Raw genomic sequence first — 21,691 nt, forward strand, 5'->3', positions numbered from 1 at the left:
TAATTCGCATTTGTGACCGAAACCTTATATCGCCATCACTGACGATATAAGGTTTGTCCCATTTCTTGAAGTTGAATTACTACAAAGTTTACATTTTTAGAATTTAAACTGAACTTCTGCCCCATACGTACGCGGCTGACCAGGAAGATAATAGTCGAAACCAAAACCGGCTTGTAGGTTGATGGCGTAGCTATCGTATTCCTCATCCAGTAAATTTTTACCCCATACCGACACGCTGTAGCTGCCGTCATTGGAGTACCAACTTAGACGGCCGTTGTAGAGCCAGTAAGCCTCTTGCCGGATATTTTCATAGCCAAATTGATCGTTGTAAGCGCTGAACCATTGATCGTCCTGGAAGTTGGCGTTGGCGTTTACGCTTAAATAGCCATACTCGGTAATAAGCAGGTCGTAGTCAGCAGAGAAACTTACATTTAGCTTTGGCGCGGAGATTAACTCGTTTCCTGATAGATCGACACGGTCTTCTTGATCGGCGATAGTTTGGGTGTTTGCAAGTGACAATTCAGTGTACTCGGTTTCAAGTACACCTACAGCGGCCTGTAATGTTAGCCTTTCGGTAACGCGCGCCCACAACTCCAGCTCTGCCCCCAGAATTTGAGAGCCCCCAGCGTTCTCTAGGAAATTAGAAATACCGACAACGTTGATAAATTGTTGGTTGGTATAGTCATAAAGAAACGCAGCGCCATTTAAACGCACACTGCCTTCGGCCATGTCGGCTTTGAAACCAACTTCATAGGCATCGATAAACTCCGGTGAAGCATAAGCGGTTTCGATGGGGCGTGGCTGATAGTACACACCTCCGTTATAACTGCCGGCGCGATAGCCGCGACTAATACTACCGTAGACCATTAAGTCATCGTTAAAGCGATAATCGAGGCCGAGTTTGCCGGTGAACTCCTGCTCTGGTGCATCCAATCTTGGTGCTGAATCCAGTGTGTAGGGCCCGTGAGTGTAACCCGCCTGCAGATAGTTGGTAAGCGCCGTTGGATTGCTGAGTAGGTTTTGTAAATCGAAAGTTGTTAATGGCAATGTGATCCACGCATTGTCTGTTCCGGTGGTGTTGCCGGGCACATAGCTACCCCGTGGGGAACCGTCGTTGCCAAGCCGTGAAATATTTAAATAACTTAGCGTGCTGTCGTCTTCGGTGTAGCGCAGCCCGAAATCCATGCCGAAATTCGCGGTAAAATCGAAGCGCATTTGTGTGTATACCGCTGCAGTGGTTTTCTTGGTTTCCAGGCGCTGATCAATCATGCCGAAGTCAATTAAATATGGAAAAATTGGAATAGCATCTGGCTCGGCTATACCAACTCTCACATCAGGAATTTGGTCGAATATGTCGTAAATATTTTGCATGTATAAATCTTCACTGCCGTAATAAACGCCAGCGATGATATTGAACATGCCATCAAAATTAGAGGTGAAACGCAGATCTTGGCTGAAGCTCACGGAGTCTGAAGACCAGGTGATTTCCAACAAGCCGTTGGGGCTGCCATCCGTGTCCGCCATTTGGTAGTAATCTGCATCCATGTAGGAGCTGACCGATGTGATGGTGTAATTGTCGGCGTTGTAATTCATGGTTAACACCGCCAGTTCGGTGTTGGTAATCAGCGCGCCGACGCGATTGGATTCAGTTTCATGGAAGTCCAGGTTGCGGGAGCCTCGGGAGTAGCCGGTGTAGTCTATAAAACCATTGGAGTCACCCTCTAATCCGGTGCCACGTAAATCGGTGCGCGCTTCACTGCGGACAGGCGTGCTTAGGGAATCGTTGCCCGATTTGGTGATTTTTAATATTGCGTCTAGCTTGTCGTTAATAATCCAGTTGAGACTGAGGCGAAGGCCCTGGAAATCGGTTTGCGCCGCGTTTGTATCTTGGCCAACGACTTCAGCATAGCCTTCGTCGCGCTTCAAACTTCCTGAAATTCGTGCGGCAAGTACGTCGTCAATTAATACGGCCTCGGTGCCGGCCTCGAGTGAGGTGGCGTTGTAGCTCCCGATACCGCCTTTGATGTACGTGCTGCCTTCGCCGCTAAATCCGGGGGTGCGAGTAATAATATTGATTGCGCCACCTGTGGTGTTTTTCCCGTATAGCGTCCCTTGTGGTCCACGCAGTACTTCGAGACGCTCGATATCGAAGAAGTTAGCACCGGTCCTAAGTAAGCTTCATCTACGTAGACACCAATAGGGCTGGCTTGGTTAGAGCTGTAATCCGACATGCTCACACCGCGTATAGAGAAAATTGGCTGCACATCACCGTAGGGGCCACTGACCTGCATATTGGGAACTTGCGCAGACACATCGTTGGCATTTCTAAACCCGAGCTTGTCCAGCATATCGGCACTAACACCGGTCACGGCAATGGGAATGTCTTGGGCGCTTTCGCTGCGTTTTTGCGCGGTAACCAGCACCTCCTCGAGTGCAGGTGCAGCGATCACATAAGAGGCAGTGAGCAGCGCCAAGCTACTGAGGGTGGTATTAAGAAATATTTGACGGGTGAATTTTGAAAGGCCCACGGTTTACTCCTGAAGTCACAGCGTCTCTACGACAATAATCTGGTCGTTAGGCTGACCGATTAAATTAAAGTCGAAGGACTGCGTATTTATTATTAAGTCTTAAGCATAGAGCATCGCGTCGAAAATGTGACGCCGGATCGCAAAAAGTATTATACGAGTCACAGTGTAATTGATAAGCTATGTAGAAATTCGGACATTTCTGGAGTCTGGCGGACATAATCTCCATTAGCCTCGACTTGCATAGCAAGGGTTTGTACGAAAAATAAGCGAACCTTGATTTTAATAAGCTGCCAAAAAACCGGAAAAATAATGAAAACCTGGGATTTTTGCCGAAGCGTAACCAGCGTCCAAATATTGGTTGCCTTAGGTGTGGAATACGGCGCGAAGCAATCGGCCCTGCTACTGAATACGGGTTTAAATCAACAGAGTTTGAACAACCCGGAAACGGTCGTTGAGGCCAGTGACGAAATGGCCGTCATTCGAAATTTACAGCGAGAGTTACCAGAGCTAGCTGGTCTGGGCTTATACGCTGGTGAACGGTACCACCTGTCTGTCTATGGGATATGGGGTTTTGCTTTGGCTAGCAGCCCAACGGTGCGCAAGGCCGTTGAGTTATCGCAAACCTATCAGGAATTAACCTTTGTCTTTTCCGGGTTTGTTGTAGAAGAGGCGAGGGACTACGCCTGTTTGGTGTTTGATAACTCTGATGTACCTGCGGACGTGGCCCTGTTTTCCATCGAGCGAGAGATTCACGCGGCGATGGTAATTATGCGCGAAATAGTGGGGCAGCAGCTTGGAGAAGAGTGGGTGACCTTCAAACACGCGAGGCCTGCTCACAGTGATCTATACGAGCGTTTTTTCCGCGGGCGAATCGAATTCTCCGCACCCCAAAACGCCTTGATGTTTCCGCGCAGTGTCTTGGACGAGCCAAGAGTCGTTGGCAACGGCGCCACCGCTAGCTTGCTAGATAAGCAATGCTCGGAGCTTATTACCAAACGCACGGCGCGAAAAGGAATATCCGGCAAGGTGCGCGACATACTCCTGCGTCAAAGGCCGATGACGATGGATATGGAGATGGTGGCCGAATCTCTGTGTATGACATCGCGCACTTTGCGTAGAAAGCTGGATACAGAGAGCACGTCATTTCGACAGCTAGTTGACGAAATCCGGATGACGCTTGCAGAGGAAATGCTGACCGGCACAAGGCTTAGCGTTGAGCAAATAGCCGAGCGGCTCTGTTATGCCGATGCGTCTAGCTTTTCCCAAGCGTATAAGCGGATGAGCGGCCAAACGCCTGGCACACTGCGCAAGCATGGCCGCGGGCCTTAGGTTTTGCTCAATTGCTGGCAATAGAGCCTTTGCTCGGTATAAAACTCATGGCGCGCTCAGTCAGAGCAGTGATCGTCAAGCTGGGATTCACGCCGAGGTTGGCACCGAGCATAGAGCCATCGCAAACATAGGCATTTTGATATCCGAACAAGCGATTCTGACTATCGATTACCCCGCTCTTTGCCGACTCGCCCATGCCGCAGCCACCCATACAATGAGCTGTCGTTGGAATATTAAAAAATATTTCCGATACCATACTGGCGGCCATGCCATTCATCTGTTCGGCACTATCAGCCACAAATTTATTGGCGGCGGGAATAAAGGACGGGATGGGCTCGCCCTCGGTTTGTAAGACCTTGGTAAAGGGAAAATACCAAGGTCGGCGGTAGCGCATATTTAAATGCCCATCAACGGTTTGCATACACAGAAAAATAATCGTTTCTTTGGCGAAGCCAAAGGGGTTGCAAGCACGCAGCGTTTTTATGGGATGACGCAACAGGGACATTAAAAGGGTCGCCAGCCATAAAAAAGGCCTGAGCAAACCGGGCTTGCCACCTGTGAGGGGCGTAAATAATAAACTCAATAAATCGTGGCCTTTGCCGTAGCGTGTGGCTTCGATATGGGTGTATTGATCGAGGTAGAAACCCGAACCAATGGCCACACCCTTTGACATATCCTCACCACCAGGAAAGCGCAGCGCGAGTAAGGATTCTGCATTGGTGCGAACGCGATTGCCTAGCTCATCAGAAATATTTGGCATAGACCCCGATTGCTTGAGTTTAAACAAAAGCTCTTGTGTACCTAAGGAGCTCGCGGCAAAAATAACTTTCTTAGCAGTAAAGCGACGTGTATTTTTAGTGAGTAATGATGTGCCGTGACGGGTGAATATCGCGTAGCCTGTTTCACCCTCCTTGCCGTCTAGTGGTTGTACATCACTAACACAGGTTTGTTCAAAAACTCGTGTCCCTTTTTTTTCAGCAAGATACAGATAATTTTTATCTAAAGAATTTTTCGCGTTATGGACACAACCGGTCATGCAGCTACCGCAGCCTATACAGCTTGAGCGCTCCGGGCCTTCACCATCAAAATACGGGTCGGCATACACTTTACCGCCGCCCACGTCGTCTTCGTCGCCAAAGAAAACACCGACATCGGTTTTGTAAAAGGTGTCGTGTCTTCCCTGCGCGATGGCCATTTTTTCTAGCGCACGGTCGGCAGCCGCAAAGCGCTGGTTTTTATTCACGCCCAACATGCGTTTTGCGGTAGCGTAGTGATCGGGCATGACGGCCTGCCAATTGTCTAAACCCTGCCAGCTGCCATCCGACCACACAGAATCCGGCGGTACCAATAAGGTATTTGCATAAGTTACTGAGCCGCCTCCCACCGCATTGCCGTGCAAGACCATAACGTGTTTAAAAAACCGTAAACTGAAAAATCCGCGTAAACCAAGAAGTGGTCGCCATAAAAAATCCCATACTTTCCAGTTGGTGGACGGCATATTCGCGGGGCCCCAACGGCGACCCATTTCCATTACACCAACGGAGTAACCCTTTTCGCTAAGGCGCAAAGCCGAGACACTGCCACCAAATCCGGAACCAATAATAATGACATCGAAATCGTACTCAGTAGCCATAATCGTCCACCTAGTTGTTATTTTGTAATGAGCTAAATATATAGTCAGAGCGCTTAAAATTTCTATTGCGACGTCGGAAGGTAAAGGTAAAACCGGGCCACAACTGCGTTATTTTCCCCGAGCGGTGTTTATACCAGCTATCGCAACCGGTCGCCCATATCGAGCCGCCCAATAATTTTTGCAAGCCTTCATTGTATTCTCGCTGTACGTCTAATTTCACTTCTACGGTAGCAGAATTACGTTCATCGGAAGCTTGCAGTATTCGACTAATTGCCTGAACTTGGGTCTCAATCATGTATACCATCGAGCTATGCCCAAGGGTGACATTTGGGCCTACGATAAAAAAGAAATTTGGAAAACCGTGCACGCTGGCGCCCAAATACGCTTCTTCGCCGTTCTGCCAAGTTTGCGATAATTGCTCGCCATTGCGACCGTAAATCATCGCGGCGATAGGGTTGTCGGTGGCGTAAAAACCCGTACCGAAGATAATACAATCCACCTCGTGTTCAATATTGTCCTTGGTGATAATGCTGTGCTCGCGAATCTCCCGTATACCGCTGGTCACCACTTCTACATTTGGTTTTTGCAGTGCAGGATACCAATCATTGGAGACCAAAATTCGCTTGCAGCCAATGGGATAATCGGGCGTTAGCTTGGGTCTGAGTGCGGGATCTGCTACCTGACGCTCTATATGTTTAATAGCCGAACGACGAAATAAATTCATTAGGGAAGGGTGCAACACCATGCCCAGTACCCGCGATTCATTCTGGCAGTAAATCTTGGCGCGGACTATTTTGCGTGTAATAGGAATGTGTTTGAAAAGCCATTTTTCAATGCGGCTATAGGGACGATCGCCGCGCGGAATTATCCAGTTTGGGGTGCGCTGGAATACAGATAATTTCGCCGGTACGCCGGCAATTTCTGGTACAAACTGGATCGCCGATGCGCCGGTGCCAATAACCGCAACCCGCTTGCCTGGCAGCGAGTAGTCGTGATCCCAGTTCGCGGAGTGAAAATGATGACCCGCAAAAGTTTCTACGCCGGGTATATCCGGTAATTTTGGCTCTGCTAAACCGCCGTTGCCGCTAATCACGAACCGTGCACTAAAATCCCCGCCGCTGCTGCGCACAAGCCAATGGCCACTAGCGTCGTCAAAGCGCGCTTCGCGCAAATTATGGTTAAAGCGAATATGCGGACGCAGCTGATACTTCTTAGCGACCTTTTGTAAATACGTCTCTAGCTCTGGCTGGCTGGGATAAACCCGCGACCAGTCAGCGTTGGGTTCAAATGAAAAAGAGTATAAATGTGAAGGCACATCGCAGGCCGCGCCAGGGTAGCGATTGTCTCGCCAGGTGCCACCCACATCGTTGGCGCGCTCGATAATAATGAAATCATCGATGCCCATTTCCTTTAAGCGGATTGCCATGCCCAGCCCGGCGAAACCGGTTCCGATAATTAATATTTTGGTACTGGTAATGCCTGCATCGGAGTTTGAACTTGCCGTGGCCATAGAGAGCCTCTGTTATTTTTGTGAGCGCTAAGAAAATCGAGTGTCTCAATTTTACAGAGACGGGCATGGGATTCTATGAGGCGGGCGGACACGCGCTGTTGAATTTCGGACATGAGTGGTGTCTTGTGGTAGGTGGTAAGAAGTCGGAGCGCGGAGTTAGTCGCTAGTGGCTAATTTCCGCTGCGGTATCCGTTTTAGGCCTTCGTGTATCGAAATAAAAGCGATGACAGCCAAAGCGAACATACTTATGCCTATATACAAGAACAAATCGGGCGCTTGCATCATTGTCGACATGAGGGACTCTTGGTAGAAAAAGAACCACTGGTGATCGTCTGGGAAAATCCAGCGGTGCGCCGCATAGAAAACTTCAACCCAGCCGATCGCTAACACCGCGCCGCTAAGGCCAATGATTAATACAGAATTTACCCCGAGCAGTTGCCGGTAGGTTGGCAATGGCCACGACTTGGCAAAAAATGCGGCAAGTAGAATTATCCACAGGATAAAGAGATAAGGTTCGAGGTTCTGGGTGACACTAATGAGATTAGCAACATCCTGAAGATGAACTATCTCTGCCTTGTGAAGCAGCGGTATAGCTGTATTGGGCTCAGGTGAATAGCTAATGTGTTCTAGGCCTTTGCCCTGATGGGTAATTGCTGTGCAAATTTGCTCAAAGAGGTCGATTCGCTGCTCTCGGTCGGTTTTTTCAAAGCCGCTGCGATAGCGGTTCTGCGGGCCGGTTTCAGCAATGGTTTCGGCAATGCCAATATTGTCGTGCCAAAAGCCGTAGAAGAAGTTGACACTTAATAAGGCGTGCCAACTTAAGTACAAACACATTATGAGACCCAAGCTGCTGTAGCTAAGGTTTCTAATGGCGACGATACTTTGGTTTCGCAGGGACATCCGGGCTGGCATCTCTCATGTTGATGTATTGTGTATTTGGAGCATAAAAACTATTGCCTATATGATGTCGTGCTGAACTATAGCATCATAGAAAAATAGCGTCGCCCTACGCGATATTGGGTAAGTGAATGGCTACAAAAGCCTAGGGTCTGTTGCCGTTTCATCACCACCACTGCTGGCGGTCATTTTTCCGTCTGGCAAGGCAGAAGGAACGCGGTTTGGTGATTCAAATAAGCGACTGATAACGCCGCTAGACGGAAAAATGGCCCCAGCCCTTTGGGTTGCGCCTGAAAGCGCGCCACTTGTCGTTGCTCCTCGCTTATTTGGAACCACCAAACCACACTCGTCGCGTCTAAATTGGCGCGCTTTCAGGCGCAACAGAGGCGGTGATGAAACGGCAACAGACCCTAACACAGGCCACACAAATTTCTTATATAGATGTGCTCAAATTAATCGCGGGTTAGTAATGGACAAGACAAAGCAGGCTAGTCGAATTGGGTTTATCCAAAGTTTGCATCCCAAGCGAGTAATGCAGCTATTAGATGAGATCGATGCGTCGGAGCCTAGCTATAGCTTGAACCGGCCGCAGGCCCTACGCCGAGTATTCACGGTTCTTGCTTGCGTGTCTTTGTGTCTATTGCTAATTCACTATCTAAAATATTCCAGCGTCTTTATTGAGTCATTAAAAATACTCAGTGGCACATTAGAAAAATCGCCCAACCATTTATATCTAAGCTTGCGCAAAACGGGTTTTCTGGAACTGGCTAGTTACGCCTGGTGGACATTCTGGCATATGGTTGGCTATGTGCTTATTCCGGCGCTGGTAATAAGATATTTATTCCGCGATAAGATGTTAAATTTTGGTTGGCGCTGGAGTGAAACATCGCAGCATTGGCGCGCTTATGTATTGCTGTTGTCGCCGATATTGATCTTTATTGTTATTGCCTCATTCAACCGAGATTTTTTGGCCCACTATCCATTCTATAAGCAAGCCGGTCGAAGTTGGTTTGATTTTATCGCCTGGGAATTACTGTACTTAACGCAGTTTATTTGTCTGGAGTTTTTCTTCCGCGGATTTTTTCTACAAGCCCTGCGGCCTGCCCTTGGCGCTAATGCGGTGTGGATAATGTGCGTGCCCTATTTAATGATCCACTTCCCTAAGCTGTGGCCAGAGGCATTTGGCGCTATCTCGTTTGGGCTATTGCTCGGCATATTGGCCTTGCGGTCGCGTTCTATTTGGGGTGGTTTTTTTGTTCACGCGGGTGTCGCGGTGGGCATGGATGTCGCGTCTTTAGTTCAGCAAGGGCGAATACCAAGAGTGTTCTGGCCGTTCTGAAATTGTCACCGCACTGCGCGATGGTTGTTACAAAAACCACCGCGCGGCAAAGGGAACAACAATGGCGGTAAACGCGCCGGTTAGGCACAGCGCCAAACTCGAAAAAGCACCCGCGACGGGGCTGCGCTCAAACGCTCTCGAGGTGCCGATGGCGTGTGCGGCTAGACCTAAACAAAACCCCCACAAGCGATCGTCCTGAATATCCAGTTTGTTAAATAACCACGTAATTGTTGTGATACCGACAACGCCCGTAAGTATGACGGATGCCACCGCAATGGTGGTGATACCACCGAGATCTTGGGTGACGGTGATCGCAATCGGAGTGGTTATTGACTTGGTCGTAAGCGATAACAAGGTGTCGCGATTGGCCCCAAATAACCAGGCGATAATCAGGGCCGATGTCGAGGCAAAAACAGCGCCCGTGCACACCGTAATCAGTAAGGGCCCAGCCATATTGCGCAGTAAATGCAGCTGCCGATAGAGTGGTACCGCGAGCGCGACAGTGGCGGGCCCAAGTAAAAATGTTAACCAGTTTATCTTTTGATAATAATCCTGGTAGTCCTGTTGTAGCAGCACTAATGCCAAGGCAATTAGCACGGCGCCGCTAATAGTAGGGTGCAACATGGCGACGCGGCCGCTGCGGGTGTAGAGAAATAACGCGCCTTGGTAGGCGAGTAAGGTAAGCACGATCGCAAATAAGGGGCTGCGGATTAGCTCATTCATGCGCGATTATTCCGGCCGTGCAAAAAGCGTAGTAACAAACCACAAAAAATCATCGTGCTTATTGTGCCCAGGGTGACGGCGGCGATAAATGCCGGCCATTGATCGGCAAAGCCGGCGCCCAAGAAAAACACGCCGGCGGCGGGAGCCATCAGCAGCATGGGTAGAAGCTCGATTAATCGTTGACTACCGGTTTCTAAATCTTTTGGCACATCGCCACGGATGCACAAGCCAATGAAAAGTAGCAGCATGCCAATTACCGGGCCGGGAAGCGGCAAGCCGAGTGCGCGCTGGATAAATTCACCCAGCAGTTGGCAGCCAATTAGCGTGAGAAACCCAGCCAGCATTAGCGTTTTATCATTGGCAGCGCGCTCGCGATAGCGGCTAAGCCTAGTCCGATAAACGCAAACATAGACCAGTTGGGCATGCTCAGCCCGAATAGCGTCCACACGACTTCAGCGCAGTTGCCATCGCCTAGCATAAGCGTGCTAAAGGCTTCGCCAAACGGCAGGTTGCTGAACATATATTCTAAGCTAGGACCGCATGCGGGCACTTGATCTGGCGGTAGGCTTTGCAGCCACACTTGGCGATAGGCGACTGCCCCACCTGCAATGCTCGATATCAGCATGAAGGCGGTGGCGACATAGCGACCCTTTTGGTGGGGATTGGTAATCAGGGCAATTAAGGCCACGAGGGCGATGAGAACAAAAAAGGCGCGTTGGGTAATACACAGTGGGCAGGGGTGCAAGCCATCTACGTACTGGGTGTAAAGCGCATAGCCTAATAGTGCGCAACAGCTGGCAACAATAAAGGCATAAATCCAACGGGGCGTTAATGACATAGTGTATTCTCTCTCGGTAAGCGCCATACAGTAGGGGATTGCGTAATTGCTGACAAGTACGACCTTAGTCGCCGCGCTAAGTGCCCATTGCGGTGATTCATTCAAGCCCTAAAGACGCATTAAATTCATCGAATAACTGATCTTGTAAGGCGGGGTATAAACCTAGAAATTGTTGGTCGATAAATGGCAGCAAGCGCGCGAGCTCCGCGCCGCAATGGCTCAATGGATTTTCGCGGGGAACGCGTTTAGCGATGCGGCCAAGCATGGCTTCAATATTGTCCCAGTCGGCCATTTTTGTCAGGACGTCATATTCCGCTAAAAAACCAATTTGGCGCCTGGCCGCGGTGGGATAGTGGTCTTTGTCAGGGAGTATTTGCTGATAACAACCTTGGGTAAAACTGTTGAGTGAAGTCGAATGATGTTGGTCCCAGCGCAGGCTTAGGCAGTGATCAAAGCAGACATCCAGCATAATGCCGCCATAGCGGCGGTAATCCGCTGGCAGCTTGTCTAAACACTCACTGACTAAGGTATGGCTGTCGGTTAGTGCATCGATGCGGCGGTGAAGGCGAATACCCACTTCCCACGTTGCGGGGTAATTGCCCCGCAGCGGGCCTTTTACAAAATCCCCTAGTAAACCGCCAATCAGCAAGCCCTGCTGCATGGCGTCGCGCTCATCTAAGCCGCAGCGGCTGGCTAGCTGCTGGGCTAAATGGAAGTGGGCGAGGTAGTTCACAGATCCTGATATTGCTGATAAAAGCGACTCAGATACTCGTCGTAGCTTTCCTGCTGCTCGGCTTCCACCTTGGTCTGCGCCGCCACTGAGGTTTCGCGCATTGCCGCAAAGCGTTGCTGCTCTTCGGTACTCAGTCCGCGTTCGCGGAATGCCGCGGCGTGCTGCAATGATTGCTCCATTGCATAGTGGTAATAGGTATCGTGGCGCTGTTCAAGCGCGGCCACAATTTGTGCCGACGGCGTTAAGCTGACGTCATGAACTTTGGCAAGCTGTGCCTTGCAGCTTTGGGTATAGCTGTCGGTCTTATGTGCCTTGTCGAGTTGCTCGGCAATGCGGCTAATATCGACAATCAATTCTTCCGCCCAGGCTGTCATCGTTCGCGGGCTGCCGTGCTGGTTTAGCTCGAGATTGGGTTCCCGCCCGCGGTTAACAACGCTTAGCAAATTGTTGCTAATCTCCGCGTTATTGTCGTCATCGCACTTGGGACTATCCTGGTAGAGGCAATAGAGTAAAAAGGCGTCGATGAATCGGATTTGCTCGGCATTGATACCGACCGGCAGCATGGGGTTTACGTCTATACAGCGCACTTCGATATATTCCACACCACCGCGGCGCAGCGCACCTAGGGGTATTTCGCCGCTTTCGGTGACACGCTTGGGGCGAATAGGGCTGTAAAATTCATTCTCGATTTGTAGCAAGCCAGAAGATAACTGCTCTTCTTTTGGAATTTTCTCGTAGTCGCTGTGCGAAGTGGTGATGGCGCCGCGCAGGGTTTCAACGTAGAAATCTAAATGGTTGTAACAAATATGCAGGTTTTTCTGCGCGTCACTTTGGTAGCCCAAGTCACCCATCCGCAGTGAAGTCGCGTGCGGGCCATAAAGTGTGTACTCACCAAGCGGCTCAAGTTGATGTGGTTTACCGTTTAAGAAACAGCGCGACACCGCCGGCGCGGCGCCAAATAAATAAATCAGCAACCAAACGTAGCGGCGGAAGTTGCGGATCATGCCAAAGTAATTATTGGTGATGTAAGTTTTGAGCGGCAGCTCGCTGTTCTCCGCCGCGTGCAATTCCTGCCAGACAGATTTAGGTAGCGAAAAATTGTAGTGAATACCAGCGATCGTTTGCATCTTGCGACCATAGCGATGGCCCAGCCCGAGGCGATACCGACTTTTCATGGTGGCGGTATTACTGGTGCCGTAGCGGGCAACGGGAATGGCGTCTTCGTCTTCACCTAGGCGACAGGGCATGCTGGCATTCCAAATCGTTTCGTCGCCCAGCTCACTCACCGCAAAACGGTGAATGGCGTCTAATTCATTTAAGGTGTCTTCAATGGAGTTACTGACCGGCGTGATGAACTCCAACAGGGCTTCAGAAAAATCCGTGGTAATAGATGGGTGGGTCAGCGCAGAACCAAACGCGTCGGGATGGCTGGTTTGCGCTAATATGCCATTCTGGTCTGCCCGTAGGCTCTCCTTCTCTATGCCGCGCTGGATTTGTAGTAAAAGTGGTAGTTTCGGAGCGGCTGCAAAAAATGCCAGTCTTTGTTCTAGCGATGTGGCCAAAGTTGCGTCCTCGGCGGAGCATGAAAAGGCCGCTAAGTGTAAATCTGTGTAGGTTTGCGAACAAGCATTGTAAATGATGGGATTGTTATGTTTATCAGCTACTGCTAAAAAAGAGGGCTGAATAAGGAGATTGATAATGTCAGAACCGCAGGCCGGTATTTTTGTTGAGGGAAGTCATTCCCATTTCTTTTTGGAATATAAACTGATTGACGGAGTAAGTACCGCCCAGCTTAAAGAGGCCTTAGCGAAGGCAATTGCCTTGAGTGAAGGGGGGGTAAATAAAGTGTGGGCGTTCGGCGCCGATTGTTGGCGCAGTATTGCCCCCGGTGTTTGTCCGGCCGACTTAAAGCCCTTTGCGGCGGTTGGTGAGGGTAAGCGAATAGCGCCGGCAACCCAGCAAAGTATTCTGCTGTGGGTGCACGGTGAAAATCACAGTGCCAATTTTGATGCCGCCATGGCGGCAAGCACGGCGCTGGCGTCGGTTGCCATTTTACGGCTGGAGAAAATCGGCTTTTTGTACAAAGATTCGCGGGACCTGTCTGGCTTCATTGACGGCACCGAAAACCCGACGGGCCGCGGTCAGCAGCTTGTTGCACTGATACCGGAAGGTGAGGCCGGTGCCGGTGGCAGCTTCGTCTTGAGTCAGCAGTGGGTACACAATCTGAGTTCGTTTCACGCGCTGAGCCAGTCAGAGCAAGAGGCGGTAATTGGCCGTACCAAGCCCGACAGTATTGAGTTGGACGATGAGCATATGCCGGAAAATTCCCATGTTAGCCGCAGCGATGTCAAAATAAATGGGGTGTCGCAAAAGTTGTACCGGCGCAGTGTGCCCTATGGAGGTGTATTGGAACATGGCTTGTATTTTCTGGCTTTTAGTTGCGATATTCGGCGATTTGACCATATTTTGCAGAGTATGTTCGGCGTTAGCGGCGATGGAATACACGACCATTTAACGGATTTTTCCACTCCCGTCACCGGAAACTATTGGTTTGCTCCCTCGGCCGATGAACTTTCTGCAATAGGGTCTCTCTAATCATTTGAAGTCTCCTACTCTAGGTATTTTTGAGCGCTCTTATGAGCGCTCTTTTTTTGCCTGAAATTTGTCACCATGCCCTTCGAGAATACCTAGTACTCCTTCAACATGATATTGACTGGTTCAGCGCGTCGCTTGTTGCTGTGCCACATCACGATTTTCTTTACTCGGGACAGTTTGCTTGGCATTGTTCATGTCTGTTAAGTGGTCAGCTAATACATGGGGATAATAATGAAAATGGTCCATCTGCCTGCCTTGCAAAGCGCTGCTTTGGTTTGCGCGTCTGTGCTTTTATTTGCCTGCGGTAAAACACCAGCGCCACCACAGCCTGTAATCGCTGTGCCAGTAGTCGCCAAAGAGTGGAATAAGCATGGCGGGACTGACGCTGAGCAACGATTCTCTGTTCTTAAGCAAATTACCCCTGAAAATATCGATCAACTGGGCTTGGCTTGGGCCTTCGACCTAGGTGTGAGCCGTGGTATTGAGGCAACGCCACTGGTGGTTGACGGGGTGATTTATGTCACCGCAACGTGGAATAAAGTGTTTGCCCTCGATGCTAGATCTGGCGAGCTGCTCTGGCAATTCGACCCCCAGGTAGATCGTAGCAAGGCTGCCGATTTGTGCTGCGATGCGGTCAACCGCGGGGTGGCGTATTCCGCAGGCAAAATCATCACCGGGACCATTGACGGCCGCCTACTGGCAATCGACGCCAAAACCGGCAAGAAGTTATGGGACGTAATTACCGTAGATCAGAGCAAACCCTACACCATTACCGGCGCACCGCGCATTGTTAATGGCAAAGCTATTATCGGCAATGGCGGCGCGGAATATGGTGTTCGCGGCTACGTGTCGGCTTATGACGTGAACAGTGGCGAAATGCTTTGGCGTTTCTATACGGTTCCCGGCAACCCGGAAGACGGTTTTGAAAATGCCACCATGGCCAAGGCCGCAAAAACCTGGAATGGCGAGTGGTGGAAGTACGGCGGCGGTGGCACCGCCTGGGATTCCATGGCCTATGACGCCGAGCTAGATTTGCTATATGTCGGTGTTGGCAATGGCTCGCCGTGGAACCAAAGTATTCGCAGCCCCGGTGGTGGTGACAATCTGTATTTGTCGTCAATTGTAGCCTTGCGACCGGACACCGGCGAATACGTTTGGCATTACCAAACCACCCCGGGTGAAACATGGGATTACACCGCCACCCAACACATGATTTTGGCCGAATTGGAGATCGGCGGAACGGCGCGCAAAGTCATCATGCAAGCGCCTAAGAACGGTTTTTTCTATGTCATCGACCGCGCCACCGGAGAGCTTCTCTCGGCTAACAATTACGTACCGATTAACTGGGCCAGCCATGTTGATATGGAGACTGGGCGTCCGGTAGAGGTTGCCGATGCGCGCTGGGGCGGCAAAGCACCTTACTTGCAGTTGCCAGGACCAATGGGCGGCCACAATTGGCACCCTATGTCGTTTAATCCAGGCACCGGCCTCGTCTATATTCCAGTTTTGGAAACCCCTTTTATCTATGGCGATGATAAAAGTTTTGCCTATACCGAAGGCCGCTGGAATACCGGATCTGACAGCGCATTGGCGTCATTACCGACCGACATCGCGCAGTTCAAAGCGGTAAAGGCCTCCCTAAAGGGACGACTTTTGGCCTGGGACCCAGTAAACCAAAAGCCGGTATGGCAGGTGGAGCATAACAGCGCTTGGAATGGCGGCGTACTGTCAACCGCAGGTGGATTGATTTTCCAAGGAAATGCAGATGCCAAGCTAGTTGCCTATCGCGCAGATAATGGCGAGCGTCTATGGGACTTTTTTGCCCAAACTGGCATTGTCGCGCCGCCGATTAGCTACGAGCTAGATGGCCAGCAATACATTGCGGTGGCGTCTGGTTGGGGTGGCGTGTTTGCACTGGTTTACGGTGGGCTATTTCCCGCTGAAAGCGATCCGGGCGTTGGCCGCTTAATGGTGTTTAAGTTAGGCGCAAAGGCTGAATTGCCCGCTTTGGTGGAATCCAGTGTGGTGAAACCGATGCCGCCTGCCTCTACAGCGGATGCTGCCACCATTGCCAAAGGTAAGCTTATTTATGATATTAACTGCACGGTTTGTCATGGCGACCATGCGATTTCGAGTGGTCTTATTCCGGACTTGCGCTGGTCACCCTTACTCGTTGCCGATGAGGCGATGCAAGCGGTGGTGATTGACGGCGCGTTAACGTCGCGGGGTATGCCATCATTTAAGGGCCAGATAAGCAAAGCGGATCTGACTTCGCTGCGCGCGTATATTATCTCGGCCGCCAATGACGGACTAGAAGCCAAGTTGGATATAGGAAAATAAGGCCACGCCGTGGCGGCAGTTACTTTGCTGTTACGGCGTTTCACCTATGCTTGTTAATATTTGCGGCGGTTGACATGAATCGCAAGATCACTGATTCTCGCCGCTCCATAAATAAAAATTCTGATCTTAAATGAATAGTTCGGCCTTACTCGCCTTAGGCGCACTGGCGCTTGGGATATTTATTATTCCAGCGCTGCTTCTAAAAAAAGACAGCCATAAGATAGCTAACCGCTTGTTGGCGGTATCTCTGATCTGCCAAATGACGACGGCAGCCTCAATTCTATTTAATCATTTGCACTGGTTAGATCTCAGGAATGCCAATTTCTTACTGATTGCGTTGCCGTCATGTAGCGTGGTTTTTTTACTTGGCTACGTTAAGAAGATGGTGAGCCCGAGCTACCAGCTTAAAGCCACAAACTTACTGCTATTGCTGCCGTTTATTTTATTAGTATACCTATTGAAAGAGGGTATCCGCATTGATAAAAATGCCCTGGAGGGTGCGCGTGGCGGTTGGCCGCCAACCCCTTTGGCTGTTTTCGGAATTTTACTTTATACCTTACAAGTAATTTATTTAGCTTTTGCAGAGAGGCTAACGCGACATCACAACCTAGCCATAGAAAACGAATTTTCCAACAAGGACCGTATCGGGCTGCGTTGGTTGCGTATCTTTATTTGCGCCTATTTAATGTTGGTAATTTTGGGTTTGGCGATAAGTTTGATCCGGCTGTTACCCGGCTTAGAGCTGTGGCCGCGCTCAATATACTACACCGCATGCATCGTGGTGATTTACTATTTCATCGGTTTCTCCGCGGTCATTCAGCCCGATATTTTTACCGGCCATGCGCATCGGCTTGATGGCAAAGACGATGAACAACGTAGCGAGTCCAATGCTAATACCGGCAAGTATGAAACAAGCTCGCTGACGCCGGCGCTAGCGCAATCGATTTGGCAGGATTTACAAGGCTTAATGGAAAGTCGGGCGCCGTATCTTAAGAATGATCTTCGCCTTTCCGATTTAGCTGAGATGGCAAAAATACCTCCCAATCATTTGAGTCAAATTATTAATCAATATGCCGACAAAAACTTTTTTGAATTTATAAATGAGTACCGCGTCGCGCAGGCCATTCGGCTGCTAGCTCAGCAACCCAAGGCAAAGATAATTACGATTGCACTGGAATCCGGATTCAATTCGCAGTCAGCATTCTATAAGCAGTTTAAAAATTCAACGGGTTACACACCAAAACAGTACATGCTACAGACCCTGCCAAGCAAAACAAAACCCTCGGCTTAAACCCAGTATTTAGGCCAAAGAAACTTCAATAATTGCTGCTAAGGCACTCTTTCTTTATAAAGTGAGAGTGCCTTTATTTTCCCTAAGCTTATGATAATAATGATATTTTTTAGAATAATGCGTCCGTTTTTGCAAAACGCAGTGCTGCACTCTTTCTTTGTAAAGCAAGAGGTATACAGCCGCATTCCACTCCACGATTAGCAGGGAAAGCTGGGTGCCGAGTTTATCGGCACAGAGCTAAAACAATAATTGTCGAGATAGGAATTTAAAATATGAACAATCGAGCTTCCTTAAAGCAAGTTGCTGCAGCTGGCGTTGTCGCTGCGAGCCTAACGGCGTTTACCATGCCGGCGTCTGCACTCAATATTCTCCTGACTAACGACGACGGACTCACTAGCAATGTGAAGGCCTTGTACACCGCATTGACGACCGCCGGTCATGATGTGTTGGTATCGACACCCTGCCAAGGTCAAAGTGGAATGGGTGGTGCGCTACAGTTTTTGCGCCCCTTAACTCCGCTGAGCACGGCCTGCTTAAACAATGCTGCGGCAGCGGGGGATCCGGGCGCAGGCCCAGTAACTAAAGAAGGTGATGGCTATGACTACAGCGATTTCTATTATGTGAATGGCACGCCAGTGATGGCTACCGCTTATGGTTTAGATTTACTCGCTCAAGCACGTTGGGGAAAGAATCCTGATCTAGTCCTTTCCGGAGCGAATGAAGGCCGCAATACCGGCTATATCGTTAGCTCCTCCGGCACGGTAAACAATGTGCAATTTGCCGGTGGTCGCGGTGTACCTGCAATTGCATTAAGTGCCGGTCACGATAGTAGCGGCGAAAAAGATGAAGCCGGAAATTACGACGATAATCCGGATTCTAGCGTGATTGCAAATCTAAGCGTCAAGCTACTCGATGTGCTGATTTCTAAAGCAGCTGGCGCGCCCTTGTTGCCAGAGAGAATGCTGTTAAACGTAAACTTCCCCGATGTCGTAACGGCGACTACGCCGTTTGAATTTTCGCGAATTGGTAGCGCGCAGGAATTAGAGTTTGTATTTGTTGCCGATTTCTCGCAAGACCCGTTCGCTCAATCCCAAGGTTTGGGGTCATACGCTTTTCCCGGTATCTCGATAAGATTTGCAGACGAAGATATTAGCCCAGAGCAAGAATCCGACGAAGCGCATGTTTCGAGCTCGGCCGTTTCTGTTACCGCAATGCAGCTTTCCTATGATCATAGCCAATATGGTCAGCAGTGGTTGCAACTTCGTTTACGCGATTTGCTGTCGCAATAATTGAGGTGCCATTTATGAAAAAAATACCTTATTTAGTGCTGGTGCTTGCGGCCTCTGTTCTTGTTGCTTGTAATGATAAGAATCAAAATAATAGCGCGGCCAAACTTAACGTTGATGAGCTAGAAAGTGGACGTTACACCATTAGCGTGGGCGATGAAGAGGCGCCGGCTATCGGAAAATACTACGCAGGTAACGGCAGCAGCCGCTTTGCTTTTGTTGAGGGAAGCGATGGCAAGGTTGCGCAAATATACCGTCGTGTAGAGAATGGCGAGTGGACAGCGGTGCCAAATATTAATACAGACACAGCGGTAAATATTATAAATAGCACACCGGTTTTGGATCAGAGTGTAGCTTTGGCTGAATTGCCAAGTAGCTTTGTGACGAAAACATCTTTAGATAAAGTGGTGAAATTTTCGCTCGGCAGTAACGGCAATTTAACGGCCGACGCGGGAGACTGCAACCTTGTGGGAGACGTATCGGAAAGCGATATAGAAGGTTTGTTAGCGGTGAGCCTTACAACTGCAAATTGCGATCTACCGCAAGCCATGGACGGTGTTTTGGTGGTCGACAAAGATTATCAACCGGCGGTATTTAGATTAATTGCCAGCGATGACCAAGAAATTGTCGATCTGTGGGTCTACCAGGAATAAATTTTTTTCTTAAAATATTTCGTCATTGAAGCAAGCACTGTTCAAAAGCAGTGCTTGTTTTCACTAATTTATAAATAGCCATCTAATTTAAGCCACTACTTATAGTAAATAATACCATGGGAACTGTCACCGCCTCTGAGAGTCCAAGCAGTGTCAATTTTCTGAATAGGCTATGAAACATGATTAAAAATATTCTGACCGTAAGTACCTTGGCATTTGCTGCTTTGTTTCTAATTGCATGCTCAGATGATAAAGCCGCGGCGCCAGCAGCGCCAGCTGAAAAGCAGGGATCAACGGCCGTTAGCCTTGATACTGGCGAAGGCTCGTTTTCATTTAAAAGTGATAGTGATGGCGATAGCACAGCGGTAAGTGTCGACACGGATAGTGACGGCGGTAGCAACGGCAATAAAAAATAGTAGCTATACGTTACTTGTGACGCTGCGGAAGACTTTCCGCAGCGCTTTACGGTAAAGATTCAAATCGCACTCCATTAAATTCGGCATTCATAGTAAGCTCCCTCCGTAAACCATTCGCTTTTCAGATTTTAATAAGGTCACAAATCTATGAGCAATGACTCTGATGCACGGGATAAGCTAGCCTTAGAGCGCACTCGTTTAGCTAATGAGAGAACACTGCTAGCCTATATTCGCACCAGTTTGGCGATGTTAGCTGGCGCCGCAGTGCTATTCCAATTTTTCTCGAGTTTGCACACCTATACCTCCGCCGCTTGGTTTCTGATCGCTGCCGGTCTCGCGGTATTTGCGATTGGACTTTATCGTTTTATCCACGTAAGAAATCAACTCAATACCTATGAGTCTCGCGCAAGCAAAGGCTAGTTAGGCAACTCTGCGAGCCCTGTTTTCTCTGCTTTTTTACGCTATACCCCCTTGTTCACGGGGTACTGCTCTCTTTAATAAACAAATATTCTCCCGAAAGCGTTACAGCTTTAACTGTGATTTAGAGCTTAAAGCGCAATAAATTTTTAGGGAGAAATGTATGTCTCGCATCAAAGGTCGATATTTGCCGCTGCTTGCCGTGGCCGTGTCGTTAGCGGCGTGTAATAACACTAATAAACCAGAACCTACAGGCGTTACGCCTGCGGCATCCTCAGTTGCTGTATCGCCGTCCCTCGGTCTGGTTCGCAATGCGCAGGTAAAGATATTTCAAGCTGACGGCACGACACTTTTGGGAGAAGGAACTAGCTCGAATAGCGGCGTCGTGGATGTGAGCTACGTAAATTACACCGGTGCGGTTGTTATCGAAATTCTTGGTGGTGGCACGGCTACCTATTTTGATGAGTCCTTACAAGTGTATACTGCCTTGCCAGCGGGTGAGCGGATACGCGCAATGGCGGTGTTACCAGATGTAGATATCGCTGTGACCCCCCTTACAAATTTGGCCTATGAAATTGCAAAAGCGCGTGGTGCTAGCCCGCTAACTGCGGATGATGTCAATGAAATCAATGAGCAAGTGCGGGCTGCTATCGCGCCTGGCATAGACAGCATACTAGCGGTTCCAGAGCTAGTGAGCGCTGCAACGGCGGATGTCCTCGACAATACCGACGCTGGACGACATGCATTAATTTTGGCCGCCTTGGCGGATCTCTCGTCAGGTGATGCAAGCCCTGCGCTAAACACATTGCGGGCCTTGGCAAACGATGGTGCGGATAGCGCATTAGATGGCATGGTCGACGGCTCTTCTTCTATCACTGTGCCTTATAGTGATTTTGTGGCCGATATGAGCGCGGCATTAGTGCGCCAAGCTGCTATTTATGGGAATGGCGCCTTGCAGGCGGTAGCTGCTGATCAAGCGCCTAGTAGCGCTGCTGTTGAAGAAGTTGATACGGGTGGAACTGGCGGAACGGGTGGGTCTGGTACTGGCGGAACTGGCGGAACGGGTGGGTCTGGTACTGGCGGTACCGGTGGATCAGGTACAGGCGGAACTGGCGGTACCGGTGGATCAGGTACAGGCGGAACTGGCGGTACCGGTGGATCAG

Annotated in this window: 20 protein-coding genes; 10 read left to right on the top strand and 10 right to left on the bottom strand. The window is 49.7% G+C overall.

Annotated elements, in window-relative coordinates; translation table 11 throughout:
- Positions 1–96: 96 nt before the first annotated feature.
- The gene (locus tag AAC007_RS07260; RefSeq protein WP_339675604.1) at positions 97–1,926 is read right to left on the bottom strand and encodes a TonB-dependent receptor; all 1,830 of its coding nucleotides are present in this window, start codon (positions 1,924–1,926) and stop codon (positions 97–99) included.
- A 35-nt stretch (positions 1,927–1,961) separates the two neighbouring features.
- Positions 1,962–2,528 carry a Plug domain-containing protein gene (locus AAC007_RS07265; protein ID WP_339675605.1) on the bottom strand — a complete coding sequence of 189 codons (567 nt, stop codon included), beginning with the start codon at positions 2,526–2,528 and terminating at the stop codon, positions 1,962–1,964.
- 309 nt (positions 2,529–2,837) lie between these two features.
- On the opposite strand from AAC007_RS07265, the gene AAC007_RS07270 reads away from it, so the two are divergent.
- Positions 2,838–3,857, top strand: coding sequence for an AraC family transcriptional regulator (locus AAC007_RS07270; RefSeq protein WP_339675607.1), 1,020 nt, complete (start codon positions 2,838–2,840; stop codon positions 3,855–3,857).
- Positions 3,858–3,864: 7 nt separating this feature from the next.
- Here the strand turns inward: AAC007_RS07270 and AAC007_RS07275 are convergent, their stop codons facing one another.
- The 3 genes from AAC007_RS07275 to AAC007_RS07285 form a co-directional block, all read right to left on the bottom strand.
- Positions 3,865–5,490, bottom strand: coding sequence for a GMC family oxidoreductase (locus AAC007_RS07275; protein ID WP_339675609.1), 1,626 nt, complete (start codon positions 5,488–5,490; stop codon positions 3,865–3,867).
- 10 nt (positions 5,491–5,500) lie between these two features.
- Entirely contained in the window at positions 5,501–7,000 is a 1,500-nt protein-coding gene (locus tag AAC007_RS07280) for an NAD(P)/FAD-dependent oxidoreductase (protein ID WP_339675611.1), read from the bottom strand.
- Positions 7,001–7,156: 156 nt separating this feature from the next.
- Positions 7,157–7,900: a DUF1461 domain-containing protein gene (locus AAC007_RS07285; RefSeq protein WP_339675613.1), complete on the bottom strand. Its 744-nt coding sequence runs from the start codon at positions 7,898–7,900 to the stop codon at positions 7,157–7,159.
- Between the two features lie 466 nt (positions 7,901–8,366).
- Here AAC007_RS07285 and AAC007_RS07290 point away from each other — a divergent pair, with 466 nt between their 5' ends.
- Positions 8,367–9,236 (top strand): CPBP family intramembrane glutamic endopeptidase, encoded by an 870-nt coding sequence (locus AAC007_RS07290; RefSeq protein WP_339675616.1) that lies wholly within the window; start codon positions 8,367–8,369, stop codon positions 9,234–9,236.
- Positions 9,237–9,263: 27 nt separating this feature from the next.
- Here AAC007_RS07290 and AAC007_RS07295 read toward each other — a convergent pair whose 3' ends face one another.
- The 5 genes from AAC007_RS07295 to gshA form a co-directional block, all read right to left on the bottom strand.
- Positions 9,264–9,959, bottom strand: coding sequence for an LrgB family protein (locus AAC007_RS07295; protein ID WP_295873236.1), 696 nt, complete (start codon positions 9,957–9,959; stop codon positions 9,264–9,266).
- Positions 9,956–10,303, bottom strand: a complete 348-nt coding sequence (locus tag AAC007_RS07300; protein ID WP_295873235.1) for a CidA/LrgA family protein — start codon at positions 10,301–10,303, stop codon at positions 9,956–9,958. Before AAC007_RS07300 ends, AAC007_RS07295 begins: the two co-directional genes overlap by 4 nt.
- On the bottom strand, positions 10,303–10,797 hold the full coding sequence (locus AAC007_RS07305) for a disulfide bond formation protein B (RefSeq protein WP_295873233.1): 495 nt from the start codon (positions 10,795–10,797) through the stop codon (positions 10,303–10,305). Before AAC007_RS07305 ends, AAC007_RS07300 begins: the two co-directional genes overlap by 1 nt.
- A 97-nt stretch (positions 10,798–10,894) precedes the next feature.
- A complete protein-coding gene (locus tag AAC007_RS07310; protein ID WP_339675622.1) occupies positions 10,895–11,530 on the bottom strand; it encodes an ACP phosphodiesterase in 636 nt (211 codons plus the stop codon).
- Positions 11,527–13,092: a glutamate--cysteine ligase gene (gshA, locus tag AAC007_RS07315; RefSeq protein ID WP_339675625.1), complete on the bottom strand. Its 1,566-nt coding sequence runs from the start codon at positions 13,090–13,092 to the stop codon at positions 11,527–11,529. The genes AAC007_RS07310 and gshA overlap by 4 nt, the downstream gene beginning before the upstream one ends.
- 136 nt (positions 13,093–13,228) lie before the next feature.
- On the opposite strand from gshA, the gene AAC007_RS07320 reads away from it, so the two are divergent.
- The 8 genes from AAC007_RS07320 to AAC007_RS07355 all read left to right on the top strand — a co-directional run.
- Positions 13,229–14,125, top strand: coding sequence for a Dyp-type peroxidase (locus AAC007_RS07320; protein ID WP_339675628.1), 897 nt, complete (start codon positions 13,229–13,231; stop codon positions 14,123–14,125).
- Between the two features lie 231 nt (positions 14,126–14,356).
- On the top strand, positions 14,357–16,465 hold the full coding sequence (locus tag AAC007_RS07325) for a PQQ-dependent dehydrogenase, methanol/ethanol family (RefSeq protein WP_339675630.1): 2,109 nt from the start codon (positions 14,357–14,359) through the stop codon (positions 16,463–16,465).
- 130 nt (positions 16,466–16,595) lie between these two features.
- Positions 16,596–17,756, top strand: coding sequence for a helix-turn-helix domain-containing protein (locus AAC007_RS07330; protein WP_339675632.1), 1,161 nt, complete (start codon positions 16,596–16,598; stop codon positions 17,754–17,756).
- 272 nt (positions 17,757–18,028) lie between these two features.
- Positions 18,029–19,045 (top strand): 5'/3'-nucleotidase SurE, encoded by a 1,017-nt coding sequence (locus AAC007_RS07335; protein ID WP_339675634.1) that lies wholly within the window; start codon positions 18,029–18,031, stop codon positions 19,043–19,045.
- Positions 19,046–19,059: 14 nt separating this feature from the next.
- Positions 19,060–19,695 carry a hypothetical protein gene (locus tag AAC007_RS07340; protein ID WP_339675637.1) on the top strand — a complete coding sequence of 212 codons (636 nt, stop codon included), beginning with the start codon at positions 19,060–19,062 and terminating at the stop codon, positions 19,693–19,695.
- Between the two features lie 179 nt (positions 19,696–19,874).
- A complete protein-coding gene (locus AAC007_RS07345; RefSeq protein WP_339675639.1) occupies positions 19,875–20,111 on the top strand; it encodes a hypothetical protein in 237 nt (78 codons plus the stop codon).
- Between the two features lie 147 nt (positions 20,112–20,258).
- The gene (locus tag AAC007_RS07350) at positions 20,259–20,531 is read left to right on the top strand and encodes a DUF202 domain-containing protein (protein WP_295873213.1); all 273 of its coding nucleotides are present in this window, start codon (positions 20,259–20,261) and stop codon (positions 20,529–20,531) included.
- Positions 20,532–20,691: 160 nt separating this feature from the next.
- Positions 20,692–21,691, top strand: a 1,000-nt coding sequence (locus AAC007_RS07355) for a hypothetical protein (protein WP_339675642.1), incomplete at its 3' end; no start/stop codon positions are given.

The sequence above is a fragment of the uncultured Zhongshania sp. genome, assembly GCF_963975605.1.
GTDB lineage: Bacteria > Pseudomonadota > Gammaproteobacteria > Pseudomonadales > Spongiibacteraceae > Spongiibacter > Spongiibacter aquimaris.